Origin of the sequence: Streptomyces longispororuber (assembly GCF_014656095.1) — a bacterium.
Classification (GTDB): Bacteria; Actinomycetota; Actinomycetes; order Streptomycetales; family Streptomycetaceae; genus Streptomyces; species Streptomyces longispororuber.
In genome coordinates, this window is record NZ_BNBT01000045.1 from 32790 (window position 1) to 56053 (window position 23264).

The 23264-nt window shown below is 74.0% G+C and carries 16 protein-coding genes and 1 tRNA gene; 8 read left to right on the forward strand and 9 right to left on the reverse strand.

The window, feature by feature from the left end; translation table 11 throughout:
• Positions 1-19: 19 nt before the first annotated feature.
• Positions 20-643 (forward strand): acyl-CoA-like ligand-binding transcription factor, encoded by a 624-nt coding sequence (locus tag IE330_RS16600; protein ID WP_190136790.1) that lies wholly within the window; start codon positions 20-22, stop codon positions 641-643.
• A gap of 207 nt (positions 644-850) precedes the next feature.
• Here the strand turns inward: IE330_RS16600 and IE330_RS16605 are convergent, their stop codons facing one another.
• Positions 851-2770, reverse strand: a complete 1920-nt coding sequence (locus IE330_RS16605) for an AMP-dependent synthetase/ligase (protein ID WP_190136791.1) — start codon at positions 2768-2770, stop codon at positions 851-853.
• A gap of 252 nt (positions 2771-3022) precedes the next feature.
• On the opposite strand from IE330_RS16605, the gene IE330_RS16610 reads away from it, so the two are divergent.
• Positions 3023-4798, forward strand: a complete 1776-nt coding sequence (locus IE330_RS16610) for an arabinofuranosyltransferase AftB family protein (RefSeq protein ID WP_190136792.1) — start codon at positions 3023-3025, stop codon at positions 4796-4798.
• A gap of 57 nt (positions 4799-4855) precedes the next feature.
• Here IE330_RS16610 and IE330_RS16615 read toward each other — a convergent pair whose 3' ends face one another.
• Positions 4856-5725: an ABC transporter permease gene (locus tag IE330_RS16615; protein ID WP_190136807.1), complete on the reverse strand. Its 870-nt coding sequence runs from the start codon at positions 5723-5725 to the stop codon at positions 4856-4858.
• Positions 5726-5832: 107 nt separating this feature from the next.
• Positions 5833-8520, reverse strand: a complete 2688-nt coding sequence (locus IE330_RS16620; protein WP_190136793.1) for an alpha/beta fold hydrolase — start codon at positions 8518-8520, stop codon at positions 5833-5835.
• A 156-nt stretch (positions 8521-8676) separates the two neighbouring features.
• Here IE330_RS16620 and IE330_RS16625 point away from each other — a divergent pair, with 156 nt between their 5' ends.
• The 4 genes from IE330_RS16625 (at position 8677) to IE330_RS16635 (ending at position 12300) form a co-directional block, all read left to right on the forward strand.
• On the forward strand, positions 8677-9927 hold the full coding sequence (locus IE330_RS16625) for a threonine synthase (protein WP_190136794.1): 1251 nt from the start codon (positions 8677-8679) through the stop codon (positions 9925-9927).
• 702 nt (positions 9928-10629) lie between these two features.
• Positions 10630-10968, forward strand: a complete 339-nt coding sequence (locus IE330_RS38980; RefSeq protein ID WP_229925697.1) for a hypothetical protein — start codon at positions 10630-10632, stop codon at positions 10966-10968.
• A 249-nt stretch (positions 10969-11217) separates the two neighbouring features.
• Complete coding sequence (locus tag IE330_RS38985) at positions 11218-11469, forward strand: hypothetical protein (protein ID WP_229925698.1); 252 nt, start codon at positions 11218-11220, stop codon at positions 11467-11469.
• 757 nt (positions 11470-12226) lie between these two features.
• A tRNA-Leu gene (locus IE330_RS16635) sits at positions 12227-12300 on the forward strand.
• An 884-nt stretch (positions 12301-13184) separates the two neighbouring features.
• Here the strand turns inward: IE330_RS16635 and IE330_RS16640 are convergent.
• From IE330_RS16640 to iolC, 6 genes are all read right to left on the reverse strand, one after another.
• The gene (locus tag IE330_RS16640; protein WP_190136795.1) at positions 13185-14621 is read right to left on the reverse strand and encodes an APC family permease; all 1437 of its coding nucleotides are present in this window, start codon (positions 14619-14621) and stop codon (positions 13185-13187) included.
• Positions 14622-14944: 323 nt separating this feature from the next.
• On the reverse strand, positions 14945-16447 hold the full coding sequence (mmsA, locus tag IE330_RS16645) for a CoA-acylating methylmalonate-semialdehyde dehydrogenase (protein WP_190136808.1): 1503 nt from the start codon (positions 16445-16447) through the stop codon (positions 14945-14947).
• 22 nt (positions 16448-16469) lie between these two features.
• Complete coding sequence (iolD, locus tag IE330_RS16650; RefSeq protein ID WP_190136796.1) at positions 16470-18347, reverse strand: 3D-(3,5/4)-trihydroxycyclohexane-1,2-dione acylhydrolase (decyclizing); 1878 nt, start codon at positions 18345-18347, stop codon at positions 16470-16472.
• Positions 18344-19147 (reverse strand): 5-deoxy-glucuronate isomerase, encoded by an 804-nt coding sequence (gene iolB / locus IE330_RS16655; protein WP_190136797.1) that lies wholly within the window; start codon positions 19145-19147, stop codon positions 18344-18346. Before iolB ends, iolD begins: the two co-directional genes overlap by 4 nt.
• Before the next feature lie 31 nt (positions 19148-19178).
• Positions 19179-20069 carry a Cgl0159 family (beta/alpha)8-fold protein gene (locus IE330_RS16660; RefSeq protein WP_190136798.1) on the reverse strand — a complete coding sequence of 297 codons (891 nt, stop codon included), beginning with the start codon at positions 20067-20069 and terminating at the stop codon, positions 19179-19181.
• Positions 20070-20136: 67 nt separating this feature from the next.
• Entirely contained in the window at positions 20137-21084 is a 948-nt protein-coding gene (iolC, locus tag IE330_RS16665; protein WP_190136809.1) for a 5-dehydro-2-deoxygluconokinase, read from the reverse strand.
• 189 nt (positions 21085-21273) lie between these two features.
• Here iolC and IE330_RS16670 point away from each other — a divergent pair, with 189 nt between their 5' ends.
• The gene (locus tag IE330_RS16670; protein ID WP_190136799.1) at positions 21274-22191 is read left to right on the forward strand and encodes a sugar phosphate isomerase/epimerase family protein; all 918 of its coding nucleotides are present in this window, start codon (positions 21274-21276) and stop codon (positions 22189-22191) included.
• A gap of 7 nt (positions 22192-22198) precedes the next feature.
• Positions 22199-23149, forward strand: coding sequence for a helix-turn-helix domain-containing protein (locus IE330_RS16675; protein ID WP_190136800.1), 951 nt, complete (start codon positions 22199-22201; stop codon positions 23147-23149).
• Positions 23150-23264 lie beyond the last annotated feature (115 nt).

Genomic DNA, 23264 nt, shown 5'->3' on the forward strand with positions numbered 1-23264 from the left:
ATGGCAGATACGATGAGGGGTGACCACTCGCCCTGATCTGAGCCTCGCCCAGCGCAAACGCCAGCTCGTCGCGGACGAGCTGACGCGGGCCGCCCTCGACCTGCTGGCCCGCAAGGGCTTCGACGCCGTGACGGTCGACGAGATCGTCGCCACGGCCGGGGTGTCCAAGCGGACGTTCTTCCGGTACTTCGCATCCAAGGAGGACGTGGTCGTCCAGTTCCTCGCGGACATGGGCGCCGACATGCGCCGGGAGCTCGCCTCCCGCCCGGCCGGGGAGCCGCCGTCGGTCGCGCTGCGGCACACGGTCTGGGTCTCCGTCGACGCCTGCGCGAACAACGCCGACCGGACGCTGCGCGTGGTGCGGCTGATCCTCGGGACGCCCGCCCTGCTGGCCCGCTTCCTGGAGCGCCAGGCCCAGTGGCGCGGCGAGCTCGCGGAGGAGCTGGCCGCCCGCCTGGGCCTCGACCCGGCGGCCGACCTGTATCCGCGGCTGGCCGCGGGGGTCTCCCTGACCGCCTTCGACACCGTGCTCCAGCGGTGGAGCGACAGCGAGGGCGCCGAGGACCCCGCCGCGCTCACGGACCGGGCCTTCGCCCTCCTCGCCCCCGTGCTCGACGCGCCGCAGCGGGAGCAGCGGGGCTGAGCCGCTCCGCCCGGCCCCGCATGAGCCACTTCGCCCCGCCCCGCACGCGCGGAGCACGGCCCGTACCACGCCAAGCTCCTCAGGCTGTTCGACGACTTCACGCCGGACGAGATCGCGGTGATCGCCGCCTGGGCCGCGCGGGCGAGCGAGGTCGCGCGCACGTACCTGGACGAGTCCCGCGCGGAGCCCCCGGCGCGCTGAGGGGCGTCAGCCGCCGTACAGCTCCTCGATCTCCTTCTCGTACGCCGCCTCCACCGCCCGCCGCTTGATCTTCATCGACGGGGTGAGCAGTCCGTTGTCCTCCGTGAACTCCCCTTCCACCACGGCGAACCGGCGGATGGACTCGGCGCGGGAGACCGCCTCGTTGGCGTGGTCCACGGCCTGCTGGACGTGGGCGAGGAGCTGCGGGTCGCGGCAGAGCGCGGCCACCGGGGTGTCCGCGGGCCGCCCGCGCACGGCCAGCCAGTGCGCGAGGGCCTCCGGGTCGAGGGTGATCAGCGCGGCGACGTAGGGGCGGTTGTCGCCGACGACGACGCACTGGCCGAGGGGGGCGCGGCCGCGCAGCCGGTCCTCCAGGACCGAGGGGGACACGTTCTTGCCGCCCGCGGTGACGATCAGGTCCTTCTTGCGGCCGGTGATGGTGAGGTAACCCTCCTCGTCGAGGGAGCCCAGGTCCCCGGTGGCGAACCACCCGTCGGCCAGGGCCGCGGCGGTGGCCTCCGGATCGTTCCAGTACGAGGTGCAGACGATGCCGCCCTTGATCAGGACCTCGCCGTCGTCGGCGACGCGTACCGCGGTGCCCGGCACGGGCAGGCCCACGGTGCCGGGGCGCGGGCGCAGCGGCGGGGTGACCGTGGCGGCGGCGGTGGTCTCGGTGAGGCCGTAGCCCTCGTAGATGACGATCCCGGCGGCATGGAAGAACAGGTTGAGCCGCTTGTCGAGCGGGGAGCCGCCGCTGATGGCGTAGCGCAGCCGACCGCCGACTTCTTTGCGGATGCGCCGGTAGACGAGCAGGTCGTACAGCGCCCAGGCGAGCCGCAGGCCGACGGAAGGGCCCGGTCCGGTGCCGAGGAAGCGCGCGAGGTACGCCTCGGCGAAGCGCACCCCGACCCGCTCCGCGCGGTCGAAGGAGGCGGCGCGCCCCATCCGCTCGGCGGTCGCGCGCCCCGTGGCGTGGATCTTCTCGAAGAGGTACGGCACGCCGACGACGAACGTCGGCCGGAACGCCCGCAGTTCGGGGCGCAGCTCGTCCGGCTTCACGCTCGGGCAGTGGCCGAGCTCTATCCGGGCGAGCAGGCAGGCGATCTGTATGGTGCGCCCGAGGATGTGCGCGAGGGGCAGGAAGAGCAGGGTGGCGGCCCGCTGCCCGGTGATCGCCTTGAAGACCGGGTGCAGCAGCTCGACGGTGTTGGCCGCCTCGGCGTACAGGTTGCCGTGCGTGAGCGCGCACCCCTTGGGGCGGCCGGTGGTGCCGGAGGTGTAGCAGAGGGTGGCCACGGTGTCCGGGGTGAGCGCGGCGCGCCGCGCGGTGACCTCCTCGTCGCCGATCCCCGCGCCGAGCCGGGCGAGTTCGAGGACCGCGCCGTCGTCGATCGTCCGCACGGACGGCGGGGCGTCGAGCCCGGCGACCGCCGCCCGCGCCGTCGCCGCGTTCTCCTCGGTCTCGGCGAAGAGCAGTCCCGCCCCGGAGTCCCGGACGATCCACTCGACCTGCGCGGCCGACGACGTGGCGTAGACCGGCACGGTCCTGCCGCCCGCCGCCCAGACGGCGAAGTCGAGCACCGCCCACTCGTAGCGCGTACGCGACATCAGGGCGACCCGGTCGCCCGGCGCGAGCCCGGCGGCGATCAGGCCCTTCGCGGCGGCGGTGACCTCGCGCGCGAACGCGGCGGCCGTGACGGGACGCCACCGCCCCGCCACCTTGCGGCGCAGCACCACGGCGTCGGGCGCCTCGGCGGCGTTGGTGAAGGGGATGTCGGCCGTGCTGCCGCTCCCGGCCGGCGCGACCAGGGCGGGGGTGCGGGCCTCGCGCACCACGCCGCGCGCGTCCCGGACCAGTTCGACCCGCGCGCGGTCCGCCAGGTCCCCGTGGCGCCGTGCCCGCTTCAGGTCCTTGCGTACGCCCATGGCAGCTCCCGGTACGGGTCCGTGGTGCGGGTGCGTGCGTACTTACCGTGGGGTCAACTTACCGAGACGTAGCCAGATTTCAACGGTCCGCGCAGAAGTCCGACGGCCCGCTGGCCCTCTGCGGCTTCGCGCCGTGGCGGGTCACCGAGGACGGGCTCTTCCACGCGTACGCCCGGGGGTGACCCGGGTGCGCCAGGGGGCAGCGGCGGCCATCCGTTCAAGGCCGCGCTGACCTGCGCCGAAGTAGCGTGCATGACCTCTCTGCGCGTATCCGTCCGGGGCTCCGGCCCGCACGGCTCCCTCGTCGCGCCGGGCGCCGTCCGGCGCGACCGTCCCTGGCACCTGGCGGTGTGCCTGCTGCCCGCGCTGGTCATCGTCTGCGCCGGGTACCGGCGGCGCTGGATGTCCGACGACGGGCACATCTACCTCCGCACCGTCCGGCAGGTCCTCGAAGGTCACGGGCCGGTGTTCAACGCGGGCGAGCGCGCCGAGGCCTCCACCGGGACGCTGTGGCAGTGGCTGCTGGTCCTCGCGGGGCTGCCCGGCGCCGACGTCGTGGCCGTGGCGGTGTACGGCGGGCTGCTGCTCACGGCGGCCGGGTTCGCGCTGGCGGCGTGGGGCGCGGCGCGGCTGCACACGCCGTCCGGGCCCGGGCGCCCGGGCGGGGCCTTCGGTGGTGCGGCCGCCTGGCCGCGCCACCCGTCCCGGACACCCGGCGGCGTCCTGCTGCCGCTCGGCGCCCTGGTGCCGCTCGCCCTGCCGCCCGTGTGGGACTTCGCCACCTCCGGCCTGGAGACGGGGCTCGCCACCTGCTGGATCGCGGGCTCCTGGCTGCTGCTCGTGGCCCGGCCGCGCGCGCTGGCCACCGCGTTCGTCCTCGGCCTCGGTCCGTTCGTCCGGCCCGACCTGGCCCTGGTGTCGGCCGTGTTCCTGGGCGCGCAGTGGCTGACCGCGCGCCCCTCGCGGCGCGGCGCGCTGGCGGGGGCGGCGGCCGCGGGCGCGCTGCCCGTCGCGTACGAGGTCTTCCGCATGGGCTACTACGGGCACCTGATGCCGCTGCCCGGCGTCACCAAGGAGGCCTCGGCCAGCCTGTGGGGGCGCGGGGCCGCCTACTTCGCGGACTTCGCGGGCCCCTACCTGCTCTGGCTGCCCGCCCTGTTCATCGTGGCGGCCGTGCTGCCCGCGCGGCGCGACGGGCGCCCGGTGCCGCTCGTGCCGGCGTTCGCGCCCGTCGTCGCCGGGCTGCTGTGCTGGGCGTACGTCGTCAAGGTCGGCGGGGACTTCATGCACGCGCGGATGTTCCTGCCGGGGCTTCTGCTGCTCGTGCTGCCGGTGTTCGTGGTGCCCGCCACGCGCGCGTGGACCCTCGCGACCGCCACCGTCCTGGTGTGGGCCGCGGTGTGCGCGGCCTGGCTGCGGGTCCCGTACGAGGGGCTGATCGGGCCGCGCGGCATCGCCGACGAGCGCGGCGTGTACGTGCGGCAGAACGCGGCCGCGCACCCGCTGCGGCACACCTTCGCCGGGTTCCGGGGCAACGCGGCGTACGCGCGCGAGGTGCGGGAGGCGGCGCGGATCGGGGCGCCCACGCTGTTCCTGGCCCGCACCCGGGTGGAGGCCGCGGCGCCCTCGGTCACCGGCGCCTACGCCACGCTCGGCCTGAACGGCGCCGTGGTCCCCCTCGACGGGGCCGCCCTCGACCCGATCGGCCTCGCCTACCCCCTGGCGGCCCACTCGCAGCGCGTCGCGCACGCGCGCGTGGGCCACGACAAGCGGCTGCCGGACGAGTGGATCGTCGCCGACCGGGGCACCGACGACCTGCCGCCCGGCCTCGACCCCGCCCGGGTGGCCGCCGCACGCCGGGCCCTGGGCTGCGGCCCGCTGGCCGAGCTGCGGGCCGCCACCCGGGCGCCCCTCACCGCGGGCCGCTTCCTGCGCAACGCGGCCGGGGCGCTGGAGCGCACCTCGTTCCGCTTCCCGAACGACCCGGTGCGGGCCGAACGGAAGCTGTGCGGGCCGGGCGCGCCCTGAGGCTCGAGGACACCAGGTCGCTCGGGTCCCACAGGTCTCGCAAGTCGCTCAGGCCCCTCAGGACACGACGTCCTTACGGGCGAAGCCCCGGAACGCCAGGGCCAGCAGGACGACCGCGTACGTCACGGACACCGCGGCGCCCTGGAGCATGCCCGCCCACTCCGGGGTGGGCTGGAAGACGTCCGCCCAGGCGAACTGCCAGTGCGCGGGCAGGAAGTCCCGCCAGTGGCCGAGCGCGGTCACCGCGTCCAGGACGTTGCCCGCGATGGTCAGGCCGACCGCGCCGCCGACCGCGCCGAGCGGCGCGTCCGTCTTCGTGGAGAGCCAGAACGCGAGCCCCGCGGTGACGAGCTGGGAGGCGAAGACGTAGGCGACGACGACCGCGAGCCGGCGCACGGCCGTGGCCGCGTCCAGCGCGCCGCCGGTGGGGATCTCCAGCGGCCCCCAGCCGTAGGCGGCCGTGCCGACGGCCAGTGCGACCAGCGGGAGCAGCACCATCGCCGCGGCGCTCAGGCCGAGGCCGACGACCAGCTTGGACCACAGCAGCCGGGCCCGGGGCACGGGTGCGGCGAGCAGGTAGCGCAGGCTGGACCAGCCCGCCTCGGCGGCCACGGTGTCGCCGCAGAACAGCGCGACCGGGATGACGAGCAGGAAGCCCGCCGACACGAACAGGCACGTCGCGGCGAAGTTCACCCCCGACGCCGTGGCCGTGTCCATGAGGGTGACCTCGTCGTTGCGCCCGCCCGGCGACCCGGCGACCGCGAAGGCGAGCCACAGCACCAGCGGCAGCAGCGCGAGGACACCGCCCATGACGAGCGTGCGCCGCCGCTTGAGCTGGCGGATCGCCTCCACGCGCAGCGGCAGCGTACGGCCGGGGCGGTAGCCGGGCGCGGTGACCGCGGGGGCGGCGGTGTCCGTGGTGTGCACGGCGTGCGCGGTGGCCGTGGTCGCCGTGGTGTCCGTGGTGTGCGCGGAGCCGCCCGGCGGTGCCTCGCGGGGCTCGCCGGTGGTCTCCGCCGTGTCCTGTGGGGCCGTCACGCCGCACCTCCTCCGATCAGGGTCAGGAACGCGTCCTCCAGGCGCCGGTGCGGCCCCAGGGACTCCACCGGCACCTCCAGGCGGACCAGCTCGGGCAGCAGCGCCGCGCCCGTCGCCCCGGGGCCGCCGTCGAGCCGCACCAGGAGCCCGCCCTCGGTGCGGGCCGCGGACGCCACGCCCGGGAGCGAGGCCACCTTCTCCACCAGCGGGTCGGGGACGTCCGCGGCCAGGCCGACGAGGAGCGTGTCCCCGGTGCCGACGATCTCCTCGACGGGGCCCGCCTGCACGAGCCGGCCGCGGTCCATGACGACCAGGTGGGTGCAGGACTGCTCGACCTCGGCGAGGAGGTGGCTGGAGACGATGACCGTGCGGCCGCCCGCCGCGTACCGGATCATCACCTCGCGCATCTCGCGGATCTGGGGCGGGTCGAGGCCGTTGGTCGGCTCGTCCAGGATCAGCAGGTCGGGCAGGCCCAGCATGGCCTGCGCCAGGGCGAGGCGCTGGCGCATGCCCTGGGAGTACGTCCGCACGGCGCGGGCGAGGGCGTCGCCGAGCCCGGCGATCTCCAGGGCCTCGTCCAGGTGCGCGTCCTCGGCGGGGCGGCCGGTGGCCCGCCAGTACAGCTCCAGGTTCTCCCGGCCCGACAGGTGCGGCAGGAACCCGGCGCCCTCGACGAACGCGCCGACCCGGGACAGCACGGGCGCGCCAGGGCGGACGGCACGGCCGAAGACGCGGATCTCGCCCGCGTCGGGGCGGATGAGGCCCATGAGCATGCGCAGGGTGGTGGTCTTGCCCGCGCCGTTCGGCCCGAGGAGGCCGAGGACCTGGCCCCGCTCGACGCGGAACGACAGGTCGCGCACCGCGTACCGGTCGGTGGACTTCGCGTACCGCTTGCTCAGGCCGGTGATCTGGAGCGGCACACCCGCGAGGTCCGGGTCCGGCGCCGGGGCCGCGACGCGGCGGCGGCCGAGGAGCAGCAGGGCCGCCGCGACGCCCGCGCCGGTCAGCGGCAGCCACCACACCCAGGCGGGCAGCGGCGCGGCGGCCGTGTCCACGCCGGGGGCCGTGGGCACCTTCAGGCCGCTCTCGACCGCCACGGTGTACGCGGCCGGCGCGGCCGGGGAGGCGTACCCGAGGTCGGTGGCGGCGAGGACCAGGCGCAGCCGGTGGCCCTTCTTCAGCTCGTGGTCGACGGCGGGCAGCGTCAGCTCGACGTCCTCGCCGTCGACGGCCTCGCCGATCCGCACCGGGGCGACGAGCTGCGCGGGCAGCACCTGGCGGCCCCCGGGCCCGACGTCGTACACCTTCCCGAAGAGCACGGTGTCCGCGCTCGCGGACTTCACGCGCACCCGCACGGTGGGGGTGCCGGTGATCCGCAGGTCCCCGGTGAGCGGCCGCGACTCGAACGCGGCGTACTGCCCGGGCACGTCGAGCGAGACGCCGACGCCGAGCGCGGACAGCCGCGCCAGGCCGTTCCCGCCCGCGGCGCCGAGGCCCGGCAGGCCGGAGACGGCGGGCGGCGCGCCGCCCGCGGGGTTGTCGAAGGTCTGCGGGCGCCCGGCGAGCGGCACCTCGCGCACGTCGCCCGTGAGCCCCGGGTAGCGGTCGCCGCCGGCGCCGCGCAGGGTGGCGGCGCCGTCGGTGGAGTCGATGCCTCCGGTGCGGGTGACGCGGAAGGCGGGGCCGGTGGCCGCGCCCTTGTCGTCCTTCAGGTAGCGGTCGAACCAGGAGGTGACCCGTCCGGCGACGCGGTCGGTCTCCTTGTCGCCGCCGTCGTGGCCGCCCGCGATCCAGTCGACCGCGACGGGCGCGTGGTTGGCGCGGATGGCCTTGGCCATGGCGTCGGCCTGGTCGAGCGGGAACAGCGAGTCCCGCTGGCCCTGCACGATCAGCGCGGGCACCGTGATCCGGTCGCCGACGGCGGCGGGGCTGCGCCCGGCGAGCAGGGCGCGGGCCTTCGCGTCGGGCTTCCCGGACACCGCCACGCGCTCGTACATCGCGCACAGGCGGGGCTGGAAGCGGTCGCAGCCGCCGCCCGCGCTCAGGAACATCCCGGCCCACTGCTTCTTGAAGACGCCGCGCGGGAACAGCGCGTCGGCCAGGTTCCAGTACGTCATCGCCGGGGCGATCGCGTCGACCCGGTCGTCGTGCCCGGCGGCGAGCAGCGCGACCGCGCCGCCGTAGGAGGCACCCGTGACGCCCACGCGCGGGTCGCCGCCCTTGTCGAGGAGGACCTCGGGGCGCTGCGCCAGCCAGTCGACGAGCCGGGACACGTCGGCGACCTCGCCCTCGGGGTCGTTGAGCCCGATCCGGCCGGTGGACCTGCCGAAGCCGCGCGCCGACCAGGTCAGGACCGCGTACCCGTCGCGGGCCAGGCGCTCGGCCTGCTCGCGGACGTCGTCCTTGCTGCCGCCGAAGCCGTGCCCGATGAGCACGGCGGGGCGCCGGGTCCCGGGGTCGCCGGCCGTGAAGTACGACGTGTCGATCCGCACCTTCCTGCCCTCGTCGTGGCCGGTGGTCAGGACGCGGTCCGAGCGGCGCACGGCGGGTCCGTCGCCGGAGGCGAGCGCGGTCCAGGTGCCCGCTCCCGCGAGCACCACGACGGCGGCCGCGGCGGCGCCCAGCCGCCGCGGCGTCCGCAGCGCCGCCTTCCAGGCTCCGGCCCGGGGCAGTCGTAGATCCATGCGACAACGGTACGGGCGCCCGCCGGCGACCGGGGCGGCCCCCGGTCGGAACCCCGGGGCCTCCCCGGGGAGTACGGCGGGCGCCCCGCGTACGGCACCGGCGGTAGCCGCCCGGCGCGGGGCGCCAACTGTCAGGGGCGCCTAGGCTGTTGGCCCATGACATCCCTGCCTGCGGCATCCGAGGAGACCCCCGACCCGCTGACGTCCCTGGCCGTCGGCCAGCGCTCCCTGGGCGACCCGTCCGCCCGCTTCCCGCTGTGGCCGCCGCTGACGGAGGGCTGCCCGGTCACGTCCACGGAGTCGGTCGCCCACCCCGTGGAGGTCGACTACGCCTACGACCGGGTGCCCGGCGGCTTCTTCACGCCGAAGGCCGCCGCCGCCCGGCCGCGCGGCCACGAGCGCTGGGCACCGCTCCTGCCGCCGCTGGCCGCCCCGTCCCTCGCCGAGGGCGGTACGCCGCTGCTGCCTCTCGAAGACGGCGTCTGGATCAAGGACGAGTCCCGCAACCCCACCTGGAGCCACAAGGACCGGCTCAACCGGGTCACCGTGAGCGCGGCCGTCGGCGCGGGCGCGCCCGGCGTGGTCGTCGCCTCCTCCGGCAACCACGGCGCGTCGGCGGCCGCGTATGCGGCGCGGGCCGGACTGCCGTGCGCCGTCCTGACCTCGCCGGACGTGCCGCCCGCCGTCGACGCGTTCCTGCGCGCGTACGGGGCGACCGTGCTGCACGTGCCCGACGGGGACCGCTGGCCCCTGATGCGGCGCGTCGTCGAGCGGACCGGCTACCACCCCGTCAGCAACCTCACGCCCGCCGCGCACACCGGGCACGGTTTCGGCCCCGAGGGCTACAAGACGCTGGCGTACGAGGTCTACACGGACCTCGGCGTCGTCCCGCGCGCGGTGTTCGTGCCGACGGGCTACGGGGAGCTGCTGTTCGGCGTCTGGAAGGGCTTCGCCGAGCTGGTGCGGCTCGGGTACGGGCCGCGGGTGCCGCGCCTGTACGCCTGCGAGCCCGCCGCCGGGGGCCCGCTGGCCGCGGCCGTGCGCGCCGGGACGCCCGCCGCGCGGGTCCCCGTCGGGGAGACCGCCGCGTACGCCATCGCCTGCCCGGTGGGGAGTCCGCGGGGCGTGGTCGCGGTGCGGGAGAGCGGGGGGTCGGCGCTGCTCGTGTCGGACGCGGAGATGGCCTCTGCGCGGGGGGAGCTGGCGCGGGGCGGGCTCTGGGCGGAGCTGTCCGCGGCGGCGGGGCTCGCGGGGCTGCGGCAGCTCGGTCCCGTGCCCGGGGAGGGGCCGGTGGTGTGCGTGGTCACGTCCAGCGGGTTCAAGGACCGCGAGCTGCTGCCCGGGCCCGGGCGCCAGGTGGTGGCGGAGGCCGACTGGGACGCGGTGGTGCGCAGCCTGGGCGGGTGACCCTGCCGGGGGCTCTCCCCAATCCCGCCCTTTTCCAATGTTTCAGAGTGACACCTTTGAAGTGGTCGAGTTATGGCGGTATCTACGTAGGTCAGGGACGCTAGGCGAGGTTTGCTTTCTACGGAGAGCATGGACGACGCCACCTACTCTGCAAAAGATCCGTCTACCGGCACACTGCGTGGTATCCGCTGCATCCGGCTGTCTGTCCGCACGGACGAAACGACGGGCCCTGAGCGGCAGCGCGAGGCCGACGACGCAGCGGCGGCAGCCCTCGGCATCAGTTTTCGGCTAGGCTGCCGCCCTGCGTGAAGCGGTCGACCTGGACGTGTCCGCGAGCCGGGTCGGCCCCTTTGACCGTCCGCAGCTCGGCGGATGGCTGAAGCGTCCGGATGGTATTGACGCCCTGGTGTTCTGGCGGTTCGACCGTGCCATCCGGGACATGGGCACGTGCACCAGCTTGCCAAGTGGCCCCGCCAACACCGTAAGCTCATCGCCGTCTTCGCCGAGGGCATCGGCGAGGGCCGGCTCGCGTTCGACTTCGTAACCCGCTGGACCCCTTCGCCGCTCAGGTCGAGTTGCAGAGCCCCAAGGACCGGGTGACCGGGGCACAGGCTGCCATGTGGAAGATGCCGCTTCGCTGGCGAGGCGGCTGCAGGCCCGCATACGGCTACCTGCCAGCCCCCTGCCCGCCGAGCACGAGGCGTGGGCTGGGTCCTGGTACCCGCCCCGTACGCAGTCACGATCATTGAGCGCATCATTGCCGAGCTGATGGACGGTAAGGGGCTGCTCAGCCACAAGCCGATTACGGAGAAAGCGCCCGAGCGCAAGGATTCCACCCCGCTGCTGCTGCGGGTCATCCACTGCAACGGATGCACCGAGCGCATGCACCGCATCCGGTCATCGGGCACCTATGGTTGCTCGTCGTACAAGTACGGGACCTACTGCCCGGCCCTGTACACCGTATGCGCTGAGTGGGTGGGCGATCACGTGACGAACGAGTTCCTGCAGGCAGCGGGCAGGATTTATAGACCGTGTCATTGAGATCCCCGGCTACGACCCATAACCCGAGATAGACGCCCCGCTCGCCGAGTTCGCAGAACACCAGGAGAAGGGACGCCAGAAGTCCAAGAGCGCCCAGGCGGCATGGCAGGGCCGCGCGGACGCCCTTGACACACGCCTGGCGAAGCTGGAATTCCGCGAGAAGCGCAAGCCTTGCCTAGAGGTGGCCCTTCCTCCGGGCGCACGCATGCCGACGACTGGACCGAGGGCGACGCTACAGAGCGTCGGGCCATGCTCATCAGCGCCGGAGCGCGTCTCATGGTCAAGCCGGGCGACAAGGGCAGATGGCGACGGCTCGTCGTGCGCCGCGTGGAGTTCACCATCACCGGAGAGCTGGACCCCGCCATTGCCGAGCTTGCGACCGTCGCGGCGGACGTGGAAACCGAGATGCGGAACGACGCACCCCCCCCGGCTTCGGGCAGCTCGGTGCGGCTCGCCGAACCTGCCCCGGCCGAGCCCATTCGGGAACTGATGGCCGCATAGCAGTGCCGTAGGGCTGTGCAAGTCCCGGTGGGTGTCTGCCGCCTCCCGGGCTTGGCGGGTGCCTCAAGGCCGCCTTCGCCTGTGCTCTTGGGCGGCTCAACAGCGGAAGGAAGGGTGGTGATGGGGTGACGGTGCAGGCGAAGAGCCCGGTACCGCAAACGGCGCTCCGCCACCGGTCCCTCTTCGGGCAGGGCTGGCTCTCCCCTTAGATGTAGGGCGAGTGCGCACCGCCCACCTGAAACGGCAGGCAAGGTTTGCTCTCCACTGAAGGCGGGAGGGGAAGCCGCCCCCCACACACAGGTGTGGGCAAGGCTTGCTCTCCACTAACAACTGAGAGCGGGATTGCCGCGCACCCGCCCTGCAGGGGGACACACGGCGGACTGAGGGCCCGCTCTCAGCAACGTTGCCCGTGCACCGCGCACCCTCGCGTTACTCGGGGGTGGCCGCGGGGATCGTGGGGCAGCGCGCGGGGAGCGTACCAACCATCAGCAAACCACCCCAAACGAGGGCAAGCCGAGCGGGGTTGCAGGCTCGTACGGCCCCGCGTTCCGACGCGGTCCTCGCCAGCTCGGGGCATCCTTGGCCTCTGGCCCAACGGCGGAGATGCGCGGTACCGAACGCCTCAGAGACATCCTTACGCAGTCCACAGAGTTCCCCGGTTCAAGTCCGGGGGCGGCGCACAGCGAGATGGATCGTCATCCGGATGACAGGCTTTATGCATTCCGTCACCTACGTGAGGTTTCACTCCGCACCGCCAGCCCGCCTAGCCGACTTGGTAGAGGCAGGTGGTCCAGACCCGCGGTGTTCCCGGTTCGAGTCCGGGGGCGGGCACTCCACAACAACGACGACCAGGCGGTGACTCATGAGCCCATGCGCTGAGTGCAGCCAGGCGGCCACTCGTCGCGAATGTGGTGACGTGCACGGTGTGCAGCACCAGGTGCGTCACTGGGTCCGTACTCGCCGTTCACGCGGGAAGCGACGAGCAAGACGTCAGGCGCGGCTCCGCAGACGGATACATAAGCGCGGGCACGCCTGGTGTGACTGATGCCTAGGCGACTTCCCTGCCGATGAGGTGGACGTGGACCCTGTGCGCCCGCTCGCCATAGGTAGGACGGACACGGCCGCAACGTTCAGGTGCTGTGCCGTGGTTGCCACCACCTCAAGATTGCGACGGAGTTCGGGGCATCTGTCTAGCGGCTCGACCACCAGGCGATGCCCGTTCCCATCGCGGTAGCGGTGAGGGTGATCAGCCATGCCGGAACGTGCTGAACTATCAAGTGCAGACCTCCACAGCGAAGTTCGAACGCTGGTGCCTGATCGTCTCTGTTCTTCGGCATGCAGCTATCTCAGCAGCGTGCACTCGGGGTGGGAATGACGTCAGGGTGACGTTCACCCGTCAGTAACCACGCCTCTTCGTAGGTGCTCCCCCATACCGCGTACGCCCCGCGCCCCCGCCCTAATCCCGGGTGCCCCGAGCTGATGAGCCGGGGACGCTGCCCGACGCACGAGCGTGAGACACAGTGACAGCGAGACACGACAGCCGAGCAGGGCTATGACACGCGGTGGCAGCGCATCCGGCGCTGCTACCTGTACGCGCATCCGTTCAGCCCGTCCGGCGTTTGAGGACGAGGCGCGGAGCGCCGAAAAGCGGGGTCCAGGGGCGGCAGCCCCTGGTTACGGGAAAGGGGCGGGTCTGGGGCGCCCCCCGCGAGGGCCTACTCCGGCACGCTCACCAGCCACCGCGTAGCCCCCCGCGGCCTCAGGTAGCAGAGCCAGTACAGCGTCGCCACCCCCACGATCCCCCCGGTCCACAGCAGGTACGCGACCTCCTGCTGACTGAGGACGTACGCGAGGACGGCGATCAGCACCACCGGCACCCCCGGCCACAGCGGCATCCGCCAGGCAGGAGCCAGCGACCGGCCGCCCCGGCGCCCCAGCAGCGCCGCCACCGCCACCAGCAGGTACATGCCCGTCACGGACACCCCGGTGACCCCGTACAGCGTGTCGAGGTTCACGAAGCACAGCCCCGCGCCGGGCACGCCGACCAGCAGCGTGGCGACCCAGGGCGAGCCGAAGCGGGACCCGAGCCGGGACAGGACCGTGTTCACGGGCGCGGGCCACGCCTTGTCGCGTGCGGAGGCGAACAGCACGCGGGAGTTCTGGATGACCATCACGATGCCCGCGTTGATGATGGCGAGGGCCACGCACAGGCTGATGAAGGTGGCGACCCCGGAGCCCGACCAGCCCTCGACCATGGCGCCGATGTCCCCGCGGGTGAGCGCCGCCAGGTCCGGCGCGCCCACGGTGATCGCGGCGACCGGCACCAGCAGCACCACGGCCGAGATGCCGAGGGTGAGCAGCACGGTCCGGGCGACGTTGCGGCGCGGGTCCTCCATCTCCTCGGAGAGGTAGACGGCGGTGGAGAAGCCCTGGGTGACGAAGAGGGCGATGGCGAGCCCGGAGACGATGAGCAGGGCGGTGACGGCCTCGGTGCCCCCGCCGGAGCCGGAGCCCGAACCACTGGCGACGGTGAGGTCGACGAGGCTGCCCGCCCCGCGCTCGGCGTGCGTGAAGCCGAGCACCGCCACGACCGCCGCGGCCACCACTTCCAGGACCAGGAAGACACCGGTGATCCAGGCGTTGGCCCGCAGGTCGAGCAGGCCCGCGAGGGTGGCGAGGACCATCACGCCCGCGCCGGCGTACCGGGCGTCGATGTGGACCAGGGGCGCCAGGTAGTCGGCGGTGCCCATGGCGATGACCGGCGGCACGATCATGACGACGAGCAGGGAGAGCACGAACACCAGCCAGCCCGCGAGCCGCCCGGCCATCGTGGAGACCATCGCGTACTCGCCGCCCGCGCTGGGGATGAGCGTGCCCAGCTCGGCGTAGCAGAAGGCGACGCCCACGCACAGCAGGGCCCCGATCGCGATGGTGAGGGCGGTGGCGGTGCCCAGCGTGGCGAACAGGTCGGGCACGACCACGAACAGCGTGGACGCCGGGGTCACGCAGGACAGCGTGAGCAGGGTGCCGCCGACGACGCCGATGGACCGCTTGAGTGTTCGCGGGGCCTGTGCCCCCTCCGCTCCCTGTACGGAGTCCGGTACGACGGGAGCGGCCGCGGTCTGCGGCGGCGTGTGCAGCGTTTCGGTCATGCGGCGGATCCGATCGGCTCGTACCAAAGGGGGGAGGCGAGCCGTCATGGAAACCCCCGCGTCAGGAAAACGTCAATGGCCGGTTACCTACGGAATCCGCACCCCGACGGACGGCTAACTCGCCATGGAATCGCAGCCGTTGCCAGCGATCGGTAGTAATTCACGGGCAGTTATCGACACACGCCTTAGAAATCAAGGTCAAGCAGGCGAACTGCCTTCCCCGCCCCCTTTCTCCCCTCCCTGCGGGAACCGCAGCCATCGCGCCAAAAAAGAAACGAGGCCGTCCGCTGCGCGGACGGCCTCGTTCACCGGGAGGGCGACTCTCAGTGGGTGCGCGGGAATCCCAGGTCCACGCCCGCCGGGGTGTCGGACGGGTCGGGCCAGCGGGTCGTGACGACCTTGCCGCGGGTGTAGAAGTGCGTGCCGTCGTTGCCGTAGACGTGGTGGTCGCCGAAGAGCGAGTCCTTCCAGCCGCCGAAGGAGTGGTAGCCCACCGGCACCGGGATCGGCACGTTCACGCCGACCATGCCCGCCTCGACCTCGAGCTGGAAGCGGCGCGCGGCGCCGCCGTCGCGGGTGAAGATCGCGGTGCCGTTGCCGAACGGCGAGGCGTTGATGAGGGCCAGGCCCTCCTCGTAGGTGTCGACGCGCAGCACGCACAGGACGGGGCCGAAGATCTCGTCGCGGTACGCGTCCGCCGTCACCGGCACCCGGTCGAGCAGGGACAGGCCGATCCAGTGGCCGTCCTCGTAGCCCTCGACGGTGTGGCCTGTGCCGTCCAGGACGACCTCGCAGCCCTGGGCCGCCGCGCCCGTCACGTACGACGCCACCTTGTCGCGGTGCGCGGCCGTGATGAGCGGGCCCATCTCCGACTCCGGGTCGGCGCCGGGGCCGATCTTGATCTTCTCGGCCCGCTCCTTGATCTTCGCGACGAGTTCGTCGCCGACCGGGCCGACCGCGACCACGGCCGAGATGGCCATGCAGCGCTCGCCCGCCGAGCCGTACGCCGCCGAGACCGCCGCGTCGGCGGCCGCGTCCAGGTCGGCGTCGGGAAGCACCAGCATGTGGTTCTTGGCGCCGCCGAGGGCCTGGACGCGCTTGCCGTGGGCGGAGGCCGTGGTGTGGATGTACTTCGCGATGGGCGTGGAGCCCACGAAGGACACGGCGGCCACGTCCGGGTGGGCCAGGAGGCGGTCCACGGCCACCTTGTCGCCGTGCACGACGTTGAAGACGCCGTCGGGCAGGCCCGCCTCGGCCAGCAGCTCGGCGATCCGGATGGACGCCGACGGGTCCTTCTCGCTGGGCTTGAGGACGAAGGTGTTGCCGCAGGCGATGGCGATCGGGAACATCCACATCGGCACCATGGCCGGGAAGTTGAAGGGCGTGATGCCCGCGACGACGCCGAGCGGCTGGCGGATCGAGGCGACGTCGACGCGGCTGGCGACCTGCGTGGACAGCTCGCCCTTGAGCTGCACGTTGATGCCGCAGGCGAGGTCGACGATCTCCAGGCCGCGGGCGACCTCGCCGAGCGCGTCGGAGTGCACCTTGCCGTGCTCGGCGGTGATCAGCGCGGCGATCTCGTCGCGGTGCGCGTCGAGCAGCGCGCGGAACCGGAAGAGGACGCTCGTGCGCTGCGCGAGCGAGGACGTGCCCCAGGTCGCGTACGCGGCCTTGGCGGCGGCGACCGCCGCGTCCACCTCGGCCACGTCCGCGAAGGCCACCCGGGTGGTGACGGCGCCGGTCGCCGGGTCGGTGACGGGGCCGTAGGTGCCGGACGTCCCCTCGACGGCCTTGCCGCCGATCCAGTGGTCGACGGTCTTCGTCATGCCAGTCATGCCAAGAACTCCCTCACAGATGGCGACGCCGGGCGGAGACGTGCCGGTCGTACTCCTCACGGGCCCTGACCGCCGACGGGCGGGTCGCGGTCTCGGCCACGGGCACATCCCACCACGCCTGTGCCGGGGGCGGGCCCGACACTGTGTCTGCCGTTTCCGTCTCCACGTAGACACATGTGGGACCGTTCGCCGCGCGCGCCGCGCGCAGGGCCGCGCGCAGCTCGCCGACGGTCTTCGCCCGGGTCACCGGCAGGCCGAGGGAGGCCGCGTTGGCGGCGAGGTCGACGGGCAGCGGGGCGCCGGTGTAGGTGCCGTCGGGGGCGCGGTGGCGGTAGGCGGTGCCGAAGCGCTCGCCGCCCACGGACTCCGAGAGGCCGCCGATGGAGGCGTAGCCGTGGTTCTGGAGGATCACGACCTTGATCGGGACGTCCTCCTGCACGGCCGTGACGATCTCGGTGGGCATCATCAGGTACGTGCCGTCGCCGACGAGGGCCCACACGGGCGCTTCGGGGGCGGCCAGGGACACCCCGATCGCGGCGGGGATCTCGTAGCCCATGCAGGAGTAGCCGTACTCGACGTGGTACTGGCGCGGCGAGCGGGCCCGCCACAGCTTGTGCAGGTCGCCGGGGAGCGAGCCGGCCGCGTTGATCACCACGTCCTCGTCCCCGACGAGCTCGTCGAGCAGGCCGAGGACCTGGGTTTGGGTGGGGCGCGCGGCCGGGTCGTCCACGGCGTACGCGGCGTCGACGCGGTGCTCCCAGCGCTCCTTGGCGTCCGTGTACCGGTCCACGTACGCGGGCTCCACGCGGTGGCCCGCGAGTGCCCGGGTGAGCGCCTCCAGGCCCGCGCGGGCGTCCGCGACGACCGTGGTGCCCGCCATCTTGTGGGCGTCGAAGGGGGCGACGTTGAGGTTCACGAAGCGCACGCCGTCCCCGGCGAAGAGCGTGCCGGAGGCCGTGGTGAAGTCGGTCCAGCGGGTGCCGACGCCGATCACCAGGTCGGCGGCGCGGGCCAGTTCGTCGGCGGTGGCGGTGCCGGTGTGGCCGATGCCGCCGACGTCGGCCGGGTGGTCGTGGCGCAGGGAGCCCTTGCCCGCCTGCGTGGACGCCACGGGGATGCCGGTGGCGTCGGCGAAGGCGCGCAGGGCGTCCTCGGCGGCGCTGTGGTGGACCCCGCCGCCCGCGACGAGCAGCGGCCTCGCGGCGGCCCGCACGGCCCGCGCGGCGGCCTCCACCTCGGCCGGGTCGGGGGCCTGGCGGCGCACCGGCCAGACCCGCTCGGCGAAGAACTCCTCCGGCCAGTCCCAGGCCTCCGCCTGGACGTCCTGCGGCAGGGCGAGCGTGACCGCGCCCGTGGCCGCCGGGTCGGTGAGCACGCGCATCGCCTGGAGCGCGGCGGGCACCAGCGCCTCGGGCCGGGTGATCCGGTCGAAGTACGCCGACACCGGGCGCAGGCAGTCGTTGACGGACACGTCGCCGGCGTAGGGCACTTCGAGCTGCTGGAGCACGGGGTCGGCGGGGCGGGCGGCGAAGACGTCCCCGGGCAGCAGCAGCACGGGCAGGTGGTTGATGGTCGCGAGCGCGGCACCCGTGACGAGGTTGGTGGCGCCCGGGCCGACGGACGTGGTGACGGCGTGCGTGGCCAGCCGCCCGGACTGCCGGGCGTGACCGACGGCGGCGTGCACCATGGCCTGTTCGTTGCGCCCTTGGAGGAAGGGCATCTCGTCGCCGTGCTCGACGAGCGCCTGCCCGAGCCCGGCCACGTTGCCGTGCCCGAAGATGCCCCACATCGCGCCGATGAGGCGGCGGCGGTCGCCGTCCCGCTCGGTGTGCTGCCGGGCCAGGAAGCGCACCAGCGCCTGGGCGGTGGTCAGCCGGACCGTGCCGCTCATCGGTATCCCTCCGTGTGGTCGGGGTGGAAGCAGATCTTCCACTCCCGTTCGTCCCCGGGTCCCGCCATCACGTTCAGGTAGTACATGGCGTGGCCCGGCTGGGCGATCGACGGCCCGTGCCAGCCGTCGGGCACGAGCACGGCGTCCCCGGAGCGGACCTCGGCGAGCACGTCGGTGCCGCCCTCGCGGGAGGGGAAGACCCGCTGGTAGCCGAAGCCCCCGGGGCCGTCGATCTCGAAGTAGTAGATCTCCTCGAGCTCGGTCTCGGCGCCGGGGCGGTACTCGTCGTGCTTGTGCGGCGGGTACGAGGACCAGTTGCCGCCGGGCGTGACCACCTCGACGGCGATGAGGCGGTCGCAGGCGAACGCGTCCGCCGCCGCGAAGTTGCGCACCTGGCGGGCGCACGTGCCGCTGCCGCGGTGCTCGACGGGGACCTCCGGCGCGGGGCCGTAGCGGGCGGGGAGTCGGCGCTCGCACTTCGCTCCTGCCAGGGCGAAGCGGCCTCCCGCGCCGGAGGCGATCTGGAGGTGGGAGTCGCGGGGAGCGTAGGCGAAGTCACTCGCCCCGCTGAACACGCTCTCCCGGCCCAGGAGTTCGATGATCTCGCCCTCCGTGTGCACCGTACAGCCGCCGGTCAGCGGGAGCACGATCCATTCACTCTCCCCGGTGGCCAAGGAGTGCGACCCACCGGGCGGCAGTTCGACGACGCGCAGGCTGGAGTACGTCCAGGCGGCGCGTGCGGGGTCCACGGCGAGGGCGTAGGGCCCCTCGGCCGCGCTCCCCCGGGGCAGATACGTCATACGGGCCTCCTGTTCGGTGCGTACCTCACGGCTACAGCAGGCCCACGGCCGTGTCGACGGCGCCCGCCACGTCCCCGTCCACCGGGTAGAGCAGCGCGCGCCCCGCCACCAGGCCGTACACGGTGGGCAGCCGGAGCGCGTCCCGCCACTTCTCGAACGTGTGGTCCGCGTCCCCGGGGTCCGTGCCGATGTCGCCGCCGAGCAGTACGGCGGGCAGCGTCGAGGTCTCCATGACCCGCGCCATGTCGTCGGGGTCCTCGGTGACGGGCACCTTCAGCCAGGTGTACGCCGAGGTGCCGCCGAGCCCGGAGGCGATGGCGATGGACCGGGTCACGGCCTCGGCGCTCAGGTCGTTGCGCACGCCGTCGGGGGTCCTGCGGCACAGGAACGGCTCGACGAACACCGGCAGCCTGCGCGCCGCCATGGCGTCGACGGCGCGCGCGGTGGCGTACAGCGTGGTGAGCGACCCGGGGTCCTCGTAGTCGACGCGCAGCAGCAGCTTGCCCGCGTCGAAGCCGAGCCGCTCCAGGTCCTCGGGGCGGTGCCCGGTGAACCGGTCGTCCAGCTCGAACGCGGCGCCCGCGAGGCCGCCCCGGTTCATGGAGCCCATCACGACCTTGCCGTCGAGCGCGCCGAGCAGCAGCAGGTCGTCCAGGATGTCGGCGGTGGCGAGCACGCCGTCCACGCCGGGCCGCGCCAGTGCGACGCACAGCCGCTCCAGGAGGTCGGCCCGGTCGGCCATGGCGAGCGGGTCCTTGCCGACGCCGAGCGAGCCCCGCGCCGGGTGGTCCGCCGCGACGACCATCAGCCGCCCGGACTCCCCCACCAACGGCCGCCGCGTCCTGCGGGCGGCGGCCTCGGCGATGGCCTCGGGACACCGGGCCCGCGTCCGCACGAGCGCGCCCACGTCAACGGCGCTCATGCCCGTACTCCGCCACGGGCGCCGGGTGGACACGACCCCAGGTGCCCCCGGCCGTGGACCAGGGCCTTCATCGCACGGCCCCTTGGGAACGCACGGCCCCGGCAGCCAGCGCCGCCTCGACCTCGTCGGCGTACGGCATCGCCGATGAACACTCCAGCCGCGAGGCGACGATCGCCCCCGCCGCGTTGGCGAACTTCACCACCCGCGCCGGCTCCCACCCGGCGAGCAGCCCGTGGCACAGCGCCCCGCCGAAGGCGTCCCCCGCGCCCAGGCCGTTGAGCACGGTCACCGGCAGCGGCGGCACCTCGACCGCCTCCCCCGCCCGGTTCATCGCGAGCACCCCGCGCGGCCCCTGCTTGACCACGGCCAGCTCCACCCCGGCGTCGAGGAGGGCGCGCGCGGCGTCCCGGGGCCGCCGGAGCCCGGTCGCGACCTCCACCTCGTCCACGTTGCCCACGGCGACGGTCGCGTGCCGCAGCGCGGCGGCGTAGTGGGGGCGGGCCGCGTCGGGGTCGGACCAGAACATGGGCCGCCAGTCGAGGTCGAAGACGGTGGTACCGCCCGGGGGCCGGGCGGCGAGGGCGGCCAGCGTCGCCTCCCGGCTCGGCTCCTCGCTCAGGCCCGTCCCGGTCATCCAGAAGATCCGCGCCGCCGCGATCGCGCCGAGGTCGAGCTCGTCCGCGCGGATCTCCAGGTCCGGCGCCTTGGGCTGCCGGTAGAAGTACAGCGGGAAGTCGTCGGGCGGGAACACCTCGCAGAAGGTGACCGGCGTCGGCAGGCCCGCCACCTCGGTGACCCAGCGCCCGTCCACACCGAACTCCCGGAGCTGCGCCCGCAGGTACTCCCCGAACGGGTCCCGCCCCGTCCGCGTGACCACGCCGACGCGCCGCCCGAGCCGGGCCGCCGCGACCGCCACGTTCGTCGCCGAGCCGCCGAGGAACTTGCCGAACGACGTGACCCGCGCGAGCGGCACCCCGGTCTGCAGGGGATACAGGTCCACCCCGATCCGCCCCATGGTGATCACGTCGTACGGACCGGCCTGCGCGTCGGCGCTCGGCCCGGTGTGCGGATCGGACACCCTGCACGTCCCTTCGTGGTGGCTCCCCCAAGGTCTAATCGGGTCCCCGGAACCCTGTCAACATTTTGTCCTGACATTCGGACCACTCCTTGACACCCTTCTCGGCGGACGGCGAGGCTTGCGGCCATGGCGCAGCAGACGAGCGAGTCGGGGTTGTCCCGCATCAGGATCGGCTCGGCCCCCGACTCGTGGGGCGTGTGGTTCCCCGACGACCCCCGGCAGGTGCCGTGGAGCCGCTTCCTGGACGAGGTCGCGGCGTGCGGGTACGAGTGGATCGAGCTGGGCCCGTACGGCTACCTGCCGACCGACCCGGCCGTGCTCGCCGAGGAGACGGGGCGCCGGGGCCTGAAGGTCTCGGCCGGTACCGTCTTCACCTCGCTGCACCACGGCCCGGCCGTCTGGGACCGGACGTGGGAGCACGTGGCCTCCGTCGCGGAGCTGACCCGGGCGACGGGCGGGCGGCACCTCGTCGTCATCCCGTCCTTCTGGCGCGACGACAAGACCGGCGAGGTCCTCGAGGACGCGACGCTGACGCCCGAGCAGTGGCGGCAGTTGGCGTCCCAGACCGAGCGGCTCGGCCACGAGGTCCGCGAGCGCTACGGCCTGGACGTCGTCGTCCACCCGCACGCGGACACCCACATCGACACCGAGGAGAACGTCACCCGCTTCCTCGACGCCACCGACCCCGCCCTCGTCTCGCTCTGCCTGGACACCGGCCACTACGCGTACTGCGGCGGCGACAGCGTCAAGCTCATCGAGACGTACGGCGAGCGCGTCGGCTACCTGCACCTCAAGCAGGTCGACCCGGCCGTCCTCACCGAAGTGCGGGCGCACGACGTGCCGTTCGGGCCCGCCGTGGCGCGTGGCGTGATGTGCGAGCCGCCCGCGGGCGTGCCCGCCCTGGAGCCCGTCCTTGCGGCGGCGCAGAAGCTCGGCGTCGAGCTGTTCGCCATCGTCGAGCAGGACATGTACCCGTGCGCGCCGGACGCGCCGGCGCCCATCGCCCGCCGCACCCGGGCCTTCCTGCGCTCCTGCGGGGCGTAGCGGCGCGATGCGCCGGCTGCGCGGCCCCGACGGCCTGTGGGAGGCCGCGTACGCGCGGCCGCACCCCGGTCTGCGGCCGGGCGTCCTCGGCTACCACGGGTTCCGGCTCGCGCTCGGCGCGCCGCGGCGCAGGCTCGAAGTGCCCGTCGGCGCGGTCACGTTGCTGCTCGGCTTCGGCGGCGCCCTGCGGATCCACGGCCTCACCGGCCCGCCCCGGCCGCCGGACCGCCTGGTGTCGGTGCTGACCGGGCTGGCCACGCGGCCGGTGCTCGGCGAGCACGACGGGCGGCTCGCGGGCGTCGAGGTGCTGCTCGCGCCGTGGGCGTCGTTCACGCTGTTCGGCACCGACCAGCACGAGCTGGCCGACCGCGCCCTCGACCCGGACGCCCTCGGCCTGCGGCCCACGGCGGGCCCGTGGCGCCGCGTCGGCGACCTCGCGGCGGCCCTGGGCGCGCTGCCCGACTGGGGCGCGCGCTTCCGGCTCCTCGACGAGTCCCTGCGGCCGGGGACGCGGGCCTGGCCGCCGAGCTGCCCGCGCACCGTCCGCGCCTGGGACGCGCTGGCCCGCGCCCACGGCGACGTGCCCGTCGCCCGGCTCGCCGCCGGGGTCGGCCGCAGCACCCGCCAGTTGGAGAACCGCTTCCGCGAGCAGATCGGCGTCGCGCCCAAGGCCGCCGCACGCATCCTGCGGCTCCAGCGGGCCCGCCGGCTGCTGCTCGCCGGACGCTCCCAGGCGGAGACCGCGGCCCTGTGCGGCTTCTACGACCAGGCCCATCTCAGCGGCGAGTTCAGGGCCATGACGGGCTGCACGCCGGGCCGGTACGCCGCCGTGAGCGCGGCCCCGCTGCCGCCGCGCGACGGGCCGCCGAGCGCCGACCGGCTGCCGGGGGAACGCACCAGCCTGGTCCTGCCCGAGGCGGCGGACGCGCTTTTCTCCAAGACCGTACGCCGCCCCTGAGGGCAGGCTGAGTGCTTCGGGCCCCTGGTGGCGCGGGCCCCACCCTGGCGACGCCCGCGCCCCCCGGTGGCCCGGGCCTCGGCGGCCTCCGCGACGCCCGGCGGCGGGGGCCGGC

Coding starts and splice junctions, on each gene's coding strand:
- iolC (WP_190136809.1), bottom strand. CDS start 21,084: ATGGGGCGGATCGGGGTGGACCTGTATCCCCTGCAGACCGGGGTGCCG.
- mmsA (WP_190136808.1), bottom strand. CDS start 16,447: ATGACGAAGACCGTCGACCACTGGATCGGCGGCAAGGCCGTCGAGGGG.
- IE330_RS16660 (WP_190136798.1), bottom strand. CDS start 20,069: ATGAGCGCCGTTGACGTGGGCGCGCTCGTGCGGACGCGGGCCCGGTGT.
- IE330_RS16625 (WP_190136794.1), top strand. CDS start 8,677: ATGACATCCCTGCCTGCGGCATCCGAGGAGACCCCCGACCCGCTGACG.
- iolB (WP_190136797.1), bottom strand. CDS start 19,147: ATGACGTATCTGCCCCGGGGGAGCGCGGCCGAGGGGCCCTACGCCCTC.
- IE330_RS38985 (WP_229925698.1), top strand. CDS start 11,218: ATGCTCATCAGCGCCGGAGCGCGTCTCATGGTCAAGCCGGGCGACAAG.
- iolD (WP_190136796.1), bottom strand. CDS start 18,347: ATGAGCGGCACGGTCCGGCTGACCACCGCCCAGGCGCTGGTGCGCTTC.
- IE330_RS16620 (WP_190136793.1), bottom strand. CDS start 8,520: ATGGATCTACGACTGCCCCGGGCCGGAGCCTGGAAGGCGGCGCTGCGG.
- IE330_RS16670 (WP_190136799.1), top strand. CDS start 21,274: ATGGCGCAGCAGACGAGCGAGTCGGGGTTGTCCCGCATCAGGATCGGC.
- IE330_RS16610 (WP_190136792.1), top strand. CDS start 3,023: ATGACCTCTCTGCGCGTATCCGTCCGGGGCTCCGGCCCGCACGGCTCC.
- IE330_RS16605 (WP_190136791.1), bottom strand. CDS start 2,770: ATGGGCGTACGCAAGGACCTGAAGCGGGCACGGCGCCACGGGGACCTG.
- IE330_RS16675 (WP_190136800.1), top strand. CDS start 22,199: ATGCGCCGGCTGCGCGGCCCCGACGGCCTGTGGGAGGCCGCGTACGCG.
- IE330_RS16640 (WP_190136795.1), bottom strand. CDS start 14,621: ATGACCGAAACGCTGCACACGCCGCCGCAGACCGCGGCCGCTCCCGTC.